Here is a 12208-nt window from a genome sequence, read left to right as displayed (position 1 = left end):
CGACCAGCTGTTGCCGTGGAACTGGAAGCCAAAAGCTGCGCAATCCCCCGAAACCGCAGCCGCCTGAAATTACAAGGCGGCTCTCAGCGGGCGGTTACCTTCAATGTCGTCGATCTCGTCAACAAGCTGGACGCCGAAGCCCGCGACGATCGTCAGGGCCGAACCGCTGATACCCTTAGCCGCCTCGACTTCCTGATCCTCGACGAACTCGGCTACCTGCCCTTTGCTCAGACCGGCGGCCAGCTCCTGTTCCACCTGATCAGCCGCCTTTACGAGCGCACCTCGATCATCGTGACGACGAACCTGGCCTTCGGGGAATGGCCCTCCGTGTTCGGCGATGCGAAGATGACGACGGCACTGCTCGACCGCATCACCCACCACTGCGAGATCATCGAGACCGGTAACGAAAGCTGGCGCTTCAAAACCCGAGCGTAACACCTGGTGGCCCGCTGGCCCGATCCGGCTGCGCCACCTGAAAGCTACGCCGCATCGGGCCAGCTACCCGTGTGCAAGGGGGTCCCTTTTGGACGCCGATTGGGGGTCCCGGTTGGATGCCGATTGACAGTTCTGGGCCCTGCTGGCCTCGGGGCAGATCGTGATGCGCAAGGTCGATGGCTGGGAAACCCTCGACCAGCCGCTCACCGATCAGCCCATTGACCTCGCCGCATGAAACCGTAACCGTGAACACGCTGGAGTTCGCCGCTCAGGAATTTCCACCACCTTCGAGACAGAACCCAAGGAGGCGACGGTGAAGCGATACCATTACGACAACCACGGTCAGCTCAGGACGCACCTTGCCGACTTCATGGCAGCCTACAATTTCGCCCGCAGGCTCAAGACACTCAGTGGCCTCACGCCCTACGAATACATCTGCGAGATCTGGACTTCAGAGCCAGATCGATTCATCCTTAATCCGATCCACCAGATGCCGGGACTGAACACCTAGATCAGCCGCTGAGCTGTCCGATTTTCCGGGACCACTTCAGGTCACATCCAGCCCAGCAAGACTGCAAACCGTCTTGCCCAGATCAATGCCCAAAACCTTGATGTCCATCAGATGCTCCTCTCTCCACCCATGCCCGCAACAATAGGGGCGGTTTGATGGGAAGGCAGTTCATCCCATTAGCTCAACACCTGCCTGGTTTTACGCCGCCGAATCGCCGGTTTTTGATCCGCCATTGACATTCAGCCAGTTTCGCTCTTCCATTCCTCTAATTTCTTCTGAATGAGAGTGCTGTTCGGCGCGATCCGTGATGCCATCTCCATCATTAATACGGCGTCTTCCCGTGAAACAGGAGTGTTGTTTTCGTATTTCAACGCCATGTCGCGCAAAAGTCTCGCGTCAGCGAGTGATTGGTGTTCGATCTCCTCGAGAACCAGAGTGAACTTCCCGAAAATGCCTTCCACGATGGCCCCCACCTCTTCAAGCGTGTAGGTCTTTTCATCGGCGTCGTCTAGGTCGGGGCCAGGCCCGCTGAAAACCGGGGCGCCGTCGAAAAACTCTTCCGAAAGCAATGAATTGCTCTGTTCGAATCGTGCGGCAATGGCGTGTTGCCAGTTATCTCGAAACTCACCTTGCTCGAGCTCGGGTATCTGCTCGGCAAAAAAGGCGGGAAGCCTAGTCTCGATCTCATGATCGTCCCAGTTCCACCATGCGATGGCAAAGTCTGGCGTCCAATCAATCCCGGTACAGGCAGACAATCAGCTGGTAGGGGTCGATCAGTAGCCATTCGGTGCCGCCAAAGTGCCAACCGGTTTCGTTTGCCAGGGCCTCGACCCTTTCGACGGTGAAACTCGACTCGCCATAATCCGAGGAGCCTGCGTTTCGGGCCTCACCGCTGGGCAAAAAAGCGACGCCTTCTTCGTCATGCTGGCGCTGCATTTCCGTTACATTTTCCTGACCCAGAACGTCGGTGCGCGTGGCCCAGTATTCCCGGGGACGAACCGTGAAGACGAAAAGGCCCCCGGGCGCGGTTGCGGCGTGCACGGCGCGCAGGATCTCGGCCGTGTTCCGCTCGCCGATATGCGTCATTACCGAGAAGGCAAAGCCGAGGTCGATGTCCTCGATGGGATGCGGCAATGCCTGCGGACGATAGTCGATCTGAACAACCGTTCCCGGCACACGAAGCGTTTTACAGTGCTCGAGCGATTTTTGCCATGGATCCGCACCGAAGAGCGCATCCGGATCGCTGAAATACAGCATTTGCCGGATCAGCCGACCCCAGCCGCAGCCATAATCGAGTATTCGCGCGCCCTTGGGCGCCTGACCGCGATGCCGTGTGTAGAACCGCTCGCACACATGTGAGAACATCACAGTCTGTTGAAGCAGCTTGAAATCGCTGTTTCCGGCCCACGCGCGCTGGATTTCCGCCGAAGGATAGACCGGCAACACGTCACGCAGTACCGGAAAGTCGTTCGATACTCTGGCAAGGACAACAGCGAACTCATCCTGCGTTAACCGCCGTAGGACCGGCAGTGCCGCCTCGAGCCCGCCGTTAGCGGCAGCTGTTTCTGCCTCGTTTAAAATCGGGTGTAGTCTTTGAGGAAGCATCGTTTATGTCCCATGCTGCTGGTAACGATTTAGGTAAGTTTGGTGCACGCTACTTTCCCGAATCGGGGTCGTCGAATTTCACGTGGAGCGCGTTTCCATCCAGCTTGCGCAGGCGCCGCTTGCTCACCTTAGAAAGGCACACTGGCTTTGACATGATCCCCGCCCCTTCTTGCAGTGATGCGATGTTCAGTTAACCATCGCGGGTCATGAATGCCATGACGGTATAGATATCTCATCCTCATCAGGTTCCTTTCTAACGTCGCATCATGTGGCGCAGCTGACGATGCAAGCGGATTGCGGGCCAATGTTCAGCTTCAATTGAACAAAAGGCCTGTTGCATCACACCCGTGAGTGAAAAATCCTGCTCATGCAGTGAGGAGAGGATACTACGATAAGATTCGGGGTCAAGGGGTTCATACAATACTTCACTAGGCCCTGTTTCAATCCTGATGGCCTCCGGATCTGACAAGCGCGCATCAAGGACAAGCCGCGTGTCCGATCGTGCCGCTTGCTTCAAATTAGCGATTGCCCGTTCATAGTGTTGTTGAGCAAAACTGGCGGTTTGTTCATCATGCCAAGTGACGGGATTACGGGCGGTCGCAATCGGGTCGTTGAAAAGCATTAAGGTGACTTGATCCAGATCGACCTTCGGAAGCAGCCGGTTCAAAGCAAGCTTAAATTTCAGTCCGTCTACCGAGAGCGACGGATTCACGTCCTTGCTTTCCGCCGGCCTCTCGACGCTTCTATCCAGAAAGCTGTCTAGGGCGCTCAAAATATCGTCACGAGACGTGGTCCGACTGTAATACCCAACCCGAACCGAGGTGACATTTGGGTTGGCTAGCCATGCCAGTACAGTGCTGTCGTATTCATGGTCTTTCCGATCAACTATGCTACGTTTCCACGCTGAGAAAAGGTCTGCGCCCTCCGCCGCAAAAGCCGCGTAACCATTCTTGATTTGCTGTGAAAAGGCTGACGGCAATCGCTCGGCATGCGGGCGGATGAACACAAGAACCTGCACCTTATCAAATGTAGAGAGGAAGTCTTGCATCATGGGATGCCCACCCAGACCTTGCAGTCCTTCGCTCGACACCACAACGCCATCATGGCCCTCCGCTTCAGCCAGGATAAGTTCCTTGGCCTCCCGATAAGCATTGATATCGTCTCGCTGAATTGCTCTAGCTAGGCGGACGTGATGACCGGGAAACAGTGAATTGGTCGCCGCCTTGGGCACACATAAACCCTGCTCAGCCAGCCGTTCTGCATTGGCCGCTAGCGTGAACTGAAGCGCGGTGCTGCCGCATTTCGACAAACCCGGGTGAAGAAAAAGCGTTTTCGGTTTCATAACTAGTCGAAGCTCTTGTATTGCCGCGCACCTAAGACATCACCAATCGCCCGCAGCCAGTCGTGCTCGAACATCTGGTCCGGTTCCAGGTGGGCGCCCTCGGCCCACTCGTTCCAGGCATTCACGAAGAGCAGGCGTTCGTCACCTGACAGAAACTGGTTCGCCTCGGACAGCTTGGCCTCGACATAGGCCTGGAACCTCTCCGGCAGGGCGCCCTCCAGCGTCGTGTGCGCCTGCGGCTGGCGCGGGGTATTGTCCCAGCTGGGGAAAACCCCGGGAAACCGAACCCTGCCCGGTCGCTCGGCATCGCATGCATTCACCACGGTGCCCGCGTAATCGTAGATCTTGCCAAGAAACCCCGGCTTGACGGGCTTGGGCGGGTTTTTATACGGGTCGGCAATGCCCTGGGGCGGGAACTCCACCGAGGCGTCGAAACCCAGATCTGCCGGATCGATTCCCTTGTTGGTCGTCTCCATGCTCTCGACATAGGCCAGATACACCCCCCCTAGGCCAGCCTCGTGAAAGCGGCGGCGCAGATACGCACAGACCCCGGCCACGTCGGGGATCAGCATCGGCCTGTAAATCAGCAGCAGCGGCAGGCCATTGACCTTGATCGCTCCCGGCAGATGGGCGGCGGCAATCGCATCGTCGGCGAAACTGTCATAGGTCCGCTGCTCGTAGTCCTGGGTCATCAAGGCGTGCTTCTGCGAACCTCCGTCCCAATGCTTGGTCCAGTTCTCATTGGCCCAGCACAGGCAGAACCGGAAATCGGCGTCATTGTGGGCAAGCAGATTGCGCAAGGGGCGGTCGAGCACCCGCTCGCCCTGGAAGTTGTAGTAGTACATCACGAAGCCATGGACGCCGTAGCGTCTGGCCATGCGCATCTGTTCTTCCATTGTCTCGACCAGCCGCAGGTCGTAAAATCCGAGGTCGGAGGGAAGGTGTGGCTGGTAGTGGCCATTATAGGACGGCTGAGCACGAGTAACATTGGTCCATTCCGTGAACCCCTTGCCCCACCACAGGTCATTTTCCGGCACGGGGTGGAATTGGGGCAGATAGAAAGCCAGCACACGCACCGCCATGCCGTCCTTCAGACGGGCGCCCCATTTCTCCAAAAGTTTCTGCTGGTTACGTCTTACCAGCTGAACCCGGCGCAGCTGTGACATCGCCGAGGTGGAGGCGCTGAGATGGTGAATGCAGCGGGCCTCGCCCACATAGCGGATCCTGCCCCCTGCCTGCCGCAGGCGGATACAGAGATCCACGTCCTCGCAATAAGCGGGTGCAAAACGTTCATCGAACAGGATCTCGCCGACCCGGTCGCGGCGCACCAGCAGGCAGGCCCCCGAGCCATAAGGGATGTCGCGATCATGCGTATACACGGGCCGATCCGGGTCGTCCCCGACCCCGACCATGCCAGTGTCGCCGTCAGCTTCGATAGTGCATCCGGCCTCTTGCAGGCGACCGTTAGGATAAAGGATCTTCGGCGCAGCCGCCGCGACATCCGGATCCGAGTCGATTGCTGCCCATAGCCTGTCGAGCGTGTCAGGATCAAGCTGGGCGTCATTGTTCAGCAGCAGCACGAAGGGTGCCTTCGATCGCGCGTATGCAGCGTTGCAACTGCGCAGGAAATGCATGTTCTGCTCGTTTCGGATGTATGTCAGCCCCGGCACGTTCGCCATCTGCGCATAGCGCGGGTCCGGTGAACAATCGTCGACGAGTGTTACGCGTACTGCAACTTTCGGACTGGCTTTCTGGATCGAAGCGAGACATTCCACGGTCTTGTCGAATTCCTGATAGCACGGTATCAGGATGTCGATCTGCGGCTCGGCATGGATCGCAAAACTCAGCTCCGACAGTGCTGCCTCGGGATCTTCAATCGCCACGGGGCGAATGTCACGTTCCACGAAGCGCTCGGCCCTGCTCTGAGCGCGACCGCGTATGCTGTTTGCCAGATCGGCATAGTTGCGCAGAACCGCGGTCGATGAGCGGTCGGGCCGAAACGCCTGTGATATGGGCAGGGCGGCGGACCCGGAGGGGGACGTGCGTGCCTCGTCAGCGCAGGGCGCACGTGAAACAAAGCGACCGTAGCGCAGATAGTGGGCCAGTGGCCGCTCTAACGGGCGACCGTCCTCGGCATAGTACTCGCTATACCAGTCGGGATCGAAGCGTGATCCCGGGTCACGCCGCTCTGCGTCTCCGACGGTCACGAAGTGAAGGAAAGCGGCAGCGGGACCTGCGGGAACATCGGAGAAACTTGCGCGATAATGATCGACATCGACCATTGGATGGGCACCGCACCCCGCTTCATCCCCACGCAAGAGGAAATCAAACAGCGCCGAGGGAGAGGCCAGAGCGCCTTTGGCGTTCTTGCGGTAGTATTTGATGTCGAAGAATGGGCTTGGATCGACGATATTGCGCTTGAAGCGCTCCAGGAACTCAGAAAAATTGGAGGCATCCACCATCTCGAAATCGGGACGGATGAAACTCATATACTCCAAGTCGACAAGCGGATGAGGACACACCCCTGCGCTCAGGCCGTTCAATAAGAAATCCAGCAGTGCGCTTTCTTGATCCGGCAGATCGCCGCGCTGGCTCCGATAGAATGGTTCATCAAATATCGGGAAAAGTGCGACTTTGTCGTGCAGTGGCAAAAGAGAATACAAGTCGAGAAATTCTTCGCCGTAGCGTATTTCCGCCCCGACCACCTTTCTGAACATTTCTGGCAGCACAAGACCACTGTTGAGATAGTCCTGAGCCATGGCGACTGCCTGGTCTGGAAATTGAATCTGGCCCACTTGTGTCATTTGAGTAGGCGCTGCCATTTTTTCACATGTTCCACATTTTCAGGTGACGGTGCTCGCCATTCCTTCCATCCGGTTTCAAGATAATGTTCTTTCGCCGACCCGATTTCCCCGCTCTCAATGGCGAGACGAACATCCGGATATACCTGCATGTACCACTCACTGTCGAAATCGCCGGAGGGTGCAAACCTTCCCTCAAAGAAACCCGACAAACAGTAGTGCTCGCTTACGTTCTCGATCATCCCGGCCTTTACCGCCTCTTCAATATCGTCGTATCGGCGATACGCGTCTTCGTCGATTTTTGTCGAGGACAGGGCCATCTGAATCAATTCACGAAGCACAGCTCCGTCAACCTTTACGTCGTTTCCGGCAACCAGATCATCGGCCCCAAGCCCGATGCCATCAAAAAAGTGCGAACAATGAGGGAAAAACGTCATGTTACCAACTCCCAAAATCGCTTCTGCTGTTCCATATACTTCGACGTTAATCTTCACCCAAAGCGTTTGGGTCCGATACAAGCCGGCACTCGGTGACAACAACCCCAAGCTTGCGCTCATCCCCGCCGCCATGGTCGAAGGGCCGGTCGGTGCGCAGAGAGATGTCGACCTCACTTCCCTCATCCGCCGAAACCGGTAAAGCCCATGTCACCAGTTCTTGCGCGGGAAGGGTTTCTTCCATGAGTAACCTGCTCGCGCCTTGCCTTACCGCCAGAATTCTCTCCTGCGAAGCGTCATCGGGGTTGTAAAAGGTTATCGCGAACCGTGGATTATCCGAAGGTGCCTCAAACCGTATCCGGAGGTACGGCGAGATCCACCCGTCATCATCCCACTGTCCGACCTGCACCATGCCGGCTGTGCTATCAGAAGGTTCTGACACTGGCTCAACCCCTCTCTACCATCGAGTTCACGCGGTCAAGCATACGAAGCCCCACAGCACGAAACGAACATTCGCGGCGGACCGAATCTTGGCCCTGAACGGCTGCAGCGCGAGTGAACTTGGTATCATTCAACATGCGATCTGCAATCCTCACCGCTTCCTCCATGTCAGGCTCGGCCCAGACTTGCCCGTCGTGGTTTGGGTATTGGCCCTCCAGAACATCTATCAATTCATAGTTTACGGTCCCGGGATAGCTTTTGTCCATGTAATCCAGGTTTCCCGACCATCCGGTCGCAATGACGGTTCGGCCAAGCCACATGGCTTCGGCAGCACCTCGCCCAAAGCCTTCGGAACGGTGAAGCGAGACAAAACAATCACAGGCAGCGATAAGACTTTGAGTTTCATGCGTATCGAGAAGCCAGTCGATGAACACAACACCAGGACTTGCTTCACCCAAAGTATCCGCGACCCATTTCTTCGCATCTTCATCCCCACTCTTGACCTTCACGACAAGCTGCATGTCTGCGAAGGGATGGCGCCTTCGTAGTTGATGGAACATATCAAGCGCCGCTTCGGGGTTTTTCCGTGTGCTGTAGGAAGATAGGTCAAGAAGCGTAAGGAACACAAAGGACGAGCTGCGTATCCCGAAATGACGCCGCGGCAGGTAGGGGCGTGCCGGCATCTCCACGGCCTGGCCAATGTGAACCGAATCAACTCCCGCCGTCGCGAGGCTATCCCGAACAAAGTGGGAAATCGCCCACACCTCGTCGAAACGCGCCAGTGCGTCTGCCCATTCCGCCGGATATCTCGGCAACTCCCAAGCTGGCACGACGACGTTGCGACCGGCAGAGAAATCGAGCCCGCGGTTTTCCAGATGTGCCAGCACCGGCGCCACCTCGTCGCCATTTATGTGGAACACCCGCACGGGCGCGTCGAGGTCCTGGGCTTCAGCACCCCGGCAGAGGGATATGTGATCACGATCGAGCCGTTTGGCGTGGCGGTACACGTCGAAAATCCGGCAGCGGGGATCAAGGCTTCGGTAGGACGAGAATGCTGACCTGATTTCGTCGCCCTTACCAATGTTGGCAAAAGGATGTCCTGCAAAAATAACAGATGCTTGATGGTCACCCATACTCATGTCATCCTCTTTCGGGGTCACTTAAAACCCTATTTTGATGCCAATAAAGATTTCAAGTGTACTCTTGCCCGCATTCAGCCAAATACCTCCCGGGGCTTTTCCTTGCAACAACGTTTTGCCACAAAAGTGCTAGAAACCCAATGGCGCGGAATGTCGACAGAATTGTCATCACGCACTTCAAGAATCGTGTAAGACAGTTCGCTCAGGATTTCAAATACCCTTTTCTGAGGAAAACAGTGCATTTGGAATACGGTCCCGTCATTAAGGTTTTCCAAGTAGTGCTCTACTGAAAAGTGGTAATTCAAAGAGTAGGTCGGCACTTGAAAAATCGCGACACCGCTGTCGCGAACCCCGCCGAGCCCTTCTCGCAACCAACGCTCGATCAGAGGAGGCGGACTGTACTGCAACATGAATCTAGAATACCAGGCGTCGTAGGTGCCGACATCCACCGGCTCAATCCCTTGCTTTTGAACCCATGTAATATTGTCGACATTCATACCCCTTGCCGCTGCCTCAGCTTCCTCCAGTTGGTTGGCTGAGAAATCGACCCCAACAACCTCCGGGATTTCCTTGGCAGCGTTCAACGTGAACCTGCCCAAACCACAGCCGAAATCGACCAAGCGCTGAATTTCAGCCAACGAATGTCCCGCGCGCGCCAAAGTCTGCCGAACGTCGTTCAACTCTTCCGCGCCGGTGCCGAGATGGGCTTCTTCACGTCCGGGGGTGACGGCTTGGCGGTCGTCCACTCCCGGCTTGGAAACCTCAGATCGCGGTTCAGCCCCAAGCCTGTTCCAATGTCGCCGCAGGTGATCGAACATGGCGTGTTGCTGCGTCTCGTTCGCGGCGACAGAAATGTCGAGTGCCGGCAAAGCCAGGCCGGCCGCATTAAGTTTCTCGCGGTGGACTCGGCGAAATTCCGGGCTGTCCACTATCATCTGACGCAGGGCCGGCATGGTCTTCCTGGCACCTACCAGATATTTCAATTCGTCACGGCTTGGTACGCGCCCCAAAAAGGCGCGATATGCCGATACTATTTCTCCGCGGCCTAGCGGCACATCCGGCTCGTCCGAGCAGTACAGTCCGCGCAGCGTGGAAAAGAAGTCAGAAAGCGCCTGCAAATAATTCCGCGCTGCATCCGGACCGAGCGGATGTGCCGCAGGCGGTACCTGCGTGAGCTCCGGAAACCCGTCAATGACCCAATCGGTATCAGGGAACAGTTCATTCAGGTAAGTGGCAATATCTGCCTCGAACACCGGCATTCGCCCGCGCTCGCGCCGGAAGGCGTCGAGATATGCAAGATTCAAGTCCGTGAGATCAAACTCGGGGAGTGTCTTGACGGCCTCATTCACCACTATCGCAGAAAGAAGATCGAAGGACGCATTCACGCTGGCGCTCGCCTTGATGGCCTTCTCGGTCAATGGGACGCTCAGGTTCGCACTGAAGAAACGCCTCAGAAAAGACTGGCCATCGGCGGGCGAGTCGTAGGGGAAAACCATGACGGCGTCATCACCGAAAGCTTTCGACCATTTTTCAACTGTGTCACGAGGCGAGAACTTTAGAAAAGTATTAAAGTCCTTTATATTTACAGCTTCTCCATGGTGCCGAAAATGATGGTTAAGGTGTGAAAGAAGATAGTCGTACTTACGACGCAGAACGAGAATGATTACGACCTTGTCAAATGTGCCGGTCACGGCCCCCGCCAGCCGGTTGATGCCGCTGGGCGACGTCGCACTGCACAGATCCTCACCTGACAAGAACACGTGAGACAGTCCGCGGTCTTTGGCCTCGGAGAAAATACGATTGATCGTCGCTTGCATCTCGGTCTCATCGCCGTGCTCGGCAAGTGCCGCAAGTTCCGAGTGCTGTTTCGGGAATTTCGGAAACAGGTTTTCCGGATAATAAACACCCGCTTCTTCCAGCATGGCGGTTTCGCGCGAACAGGTGTTCTGAATCGCTGTGCTGCCCGCTTTGTGGGAGCCAATATGAATTGTCAATTTCACTACGTGGAAGTCCCGGATTGAATTAAAGCAACCATTTTCCGGTCAATTGCCCGACTAGTGTTGTGCATACAGAATCATCCCTCCCCGGACAAGCGTTCATGCCTCGCCCCGTTGCCACTGCGTGATCTTCGAAGCCCACATTTCCGGGAACCGGTCGACCGGCCAAAACTCGTCTGGCGCAGCCAACGGAACCAGGCCAAACGACTCTATCTCGGCGGCCGCGGGGGGGTCACAAACCGCGAGGACGTTCGAGTTTATGCCGTTTCCGTTATAATGATCGACGGGATTTTCCGCAAAGTTGTCGGGTCTGTAAAGTGGCGCGGCGTGCCAGAATATCCGATAATCCAGATCTAGGAGCCACGGAAAGGCTTCCGAGCAAAAGGCGCGATCACGGGTCTCGAAATAAAGGGCTGGCCGGTCACGCTTTATAAGGGTACGGCCACCGCGGAACACCTCAGGCTCGTGTCCCTCGACATCGATCTTGATGAAGCCGACCGGTGCGCTGTCGAAATCCAGATCGTCAAGTGCGTGGCAGGGTATCGTTCGCCCGGAACCCGATTGCTTGATTTGCACACCGCCGCTGGCATGCGGCGTGCGATAGTCTATATGCGGCAATCGCACCGTACCGTTTCGATCCGAAATTGCCGCATTGACCGGCAAGACGTTAATTACCCCATTGAGCGCCAGGTTGCCGCAAAGCCTGTGAAAGACATGCGGTTGGGGCTCGAAGGCGTGGACAAGGGTCTCGGGTTCGGCATGTGCAGCCATTGCCAAGGTCAATGCGCCGAAATTGGCGCCGACGTCGATCATGTTGCGAGAAGGCGATGCGACGCTCCGAATTACCGCGATTTCCGAAACGGCATATTCACCATAATCCAGGATTTCACGATCAACCCCAAGATCGGCGCGATTCAGGATCATCGGGCCATGTAGTGTCCTCTCGACAGTCAGGCCGCGGCCGGTGGAGTCCAGTTTCGCCCCGATACTTCGCGTTGGTGCCGTGAATGAGACACGGCCTGGAGGCAAGAACTCTCCGGTGACCGAGTCCTGAAGCGCAATAACCACTGTTTGACCCTCTGTAAGATGGCCGTCGAGATTGTGTGAAATTCCAGCATGACTGCGCGGCGATCTCGTTCCGAGATCGGGGCGAAACCCATCTGCATTCAGGGTCGCAACAGGCGTGTCATCGAGCAGCAGCCGCAATTGCACGACGCGATCGGGATGGGATCTGTCAGCAGCCCATCCTATGAGTTGACTATTTTCGGCAATCCTGAAGTTGCCGGTCAGCATGGATCTTTTCCGTCTTGTGTCCCCAATTTGGCCAACTTCTAGCTGATGCCGAATGGGTACGCAACGATGCTGATCCGTATGGACGGCGGCGCCATTGATAAAGTCTCGCCACTAGGTCGCGTCTTCATTTAGGCCAGCCAAACCATTGCACAGGCGAGGGATACGAAGGCGCCGAAGGAGGAGAGTGTTTTCTCGCAACGCATGGCGATC

The 12208-nt window shown here is 56.5% G+C and carries 10 protein-coding genes and 1 pseudogene; 2 read left to right on the top strand and 9 right to left on the bottom strand.

The features are described from left to right. Both ACH13J_RS17190 and ACH13J_RS17185 read left to right on the top strand, forming a co-directional pair. The coding region (locus ACH13J_RS17190) for an ATP-binding protein (RefSeq protein WP_397544577.1) at positions 1–435 on the top strand (435 nt) is incomplete at its 5' end. 301 nt (positions 436–736) lie between these two features. After that, a pseudogene (locus tag ACH13J_RS17185) lies at positions 737–946 on the top strand (IS3 family transposase); the annotation flags it as partial. Between the two features lie 239 nt (positions 947–1185). Here the strand turns inward: ACH13J_RS17185 and ACH13J_RS17180 are convergent. From ACH13J_RS17180 to ACH13J_RS17140, 9 genes are all read right to left on the bottom strand, one after another. Beyond that, on the bottom strand, positions 1186–1701 hold the full coding sequence (locus ACH13J_RS17180) for a hypothetical protein (RefSeq protein WP_397544576.1): 516 nt from the start codon (positions 1699–1701) through the stop codon (positions 1186–1188). Further along, positions 1679–2551: a methyltransferase domain-containing protein gene (locus tag ACH13J_RS17175; RefSeq protein ID WP_397544575.1), complete on the bottom strand. Its 873-nt coding sequence runs from the start codon at positions 2549–2551 to the stop codon at positions 1679–1681. Before ACH13J_RS17175 ends, ACH13J_RS17180 begins: the two co-directional genes overlap by 23 nt. Positions 2552–2804: 253 nt before the next feature. After that, positions 2805–3893 carry a hypothetical protein gene (locus tag ACH13J_RS17170; RefSeq protein ID WP_397544574.1) on the bottom strand — a complete coding sequence of 363 codons (1089 nt, stop codon included), beginning with the start codon at positions 3891–3893 and terminating at the stop codon, positions 2805–2807. A 2-nt stretch (positions 3894–3895) separates the two neighbouring features. Further along, complete coding sequence (locus tag ACH13J_RS17165) at positions 3896–6652, bottom strand: glycoside hydrolase family 99-like domain-containing protein (protein WP_397544573.1); 2757 nt, start codon at positions 6650–6652, stop codon at positions 3896–3898. 41 nt (positions 6653–6693) lie between these two features. Further along, on the bottom strand, positions 6694–7131 hold the full coding sequence (locus ACH13J_RS17160; protein WP_397544572.1) for a hypothetical protein: 438 nt from the start codon (positions 7129–7131) through the stop codon (positions 6694–6696). Between the two features lie 46 nt (positions 7132–7177). Further along, a complete protein-coding gene (locus ACH13J_RS17155; protein ID WP_397544571.1) occupies positions 7178–7372 on the bottom strand; it encodes a hypothetical protein in 195 nt (64 codons plus the stop codon). A 202-nt stretch (positions 7373–7574) separates the two neighbouring features. Then, on the bottom strand, positions 7575–8708 hold the full coding sequence (locus tag ACH13J_RS17150; protein ID WP_397544570.1) for a glycosyltransferase: 1134 nt from the start codon (positions 8706–8708) through the stop codon (positions 7575–7577). A gap of 74 nt (positions 8709–8782) precedes the next feature. Then, on the bottom strand, positions 8783–10708 hold the full coding sequence (locus ACH13J_RS17145) for a methyltransferase domain-containing protein (RefSeq protein WP_397544569.1): 1926 nt from the start codon (positions 10706–10708) through the stop codon (positions 8783–8785). Between the two features lie 96 nt (positions 10709–10804). Continuing rightward, a complete protein-coding gene (locus ACH13J_RS17140; RefSeq protein WP_397544568.1) occupies positions 10805–11998 on the bottom strand; it encodes an FkbM family methyltransferase in 1194 nt (397 codons plus the stop codon). Between the last annotated feature and the right edge of the window lie 210 nt (positions 11999–12208).

Source organism: Roseovarius salis (assembly GCF_044472985.1).
GTDB classification, from domain to species: Bacteria; Pseudomonadota; Alphaproteobacteria; order Rhodobacterales; family Rhodobacteraceae; genus Roseovarius; species Roseovarius salis.
This window is presented reverse-complemented; position numbering and strand designations above follow the sequence as displayed.

Bases quoted from the DNA above. Each gene is read 5' to 3' on its own strand.
- ACH13J_RS17175 (WP_397544575.1), bottom strand. From the start codon at position 2,551: ATGCTTCCTCAAAGACTACACCCGATTTTAAACGAGGCAGAAACAGCT.
- ACH13J_RS17170 (WP_397544574.1), bottom strand. From the start codon at position 3,893: ATGAAACCGAAAACGCTTTTTCTTCACCCGGGTTTGTCGAAATGCGGC.
- ACH13J_RS17165 (WP_397544573.1), bottom strand. From the start codon at position 6,652: ATGGCTCAGGACTATCTCAACAGTGGTCTTGTGCTGCCAGAAATGTTC.
- ACH13J_RS17160 (WP_397544572.1), bottom strand. From the start codon at position 7,131: ATGACGTTTTTCCCTCATTGTTCGCACTTTTTTGATGGCATCGGGCTT.
- ACH13J_RS17155 (WP_397544571.1), bottom strand. From the start codon at position 7,372: ATGGAAGAAACCCTTCCCGCGCAAGAACTGGTGACATGGGCTTTACCG.
- ACH13J_RS17150 (WP_397544570.1), bottom strand. From the start codon at position 8,708: ATGAGTATGGGTGACCATCAAGCATCTGTTATTTTTGCAGGACATCCT.
- ACH13J_RS17140 (WP_397544568.1), bottom strand. From the start codon at position 11,998: ATGCTGACCGGCAACTTCAGGATTGCCGAAAATAGTCAACTCATAGGA.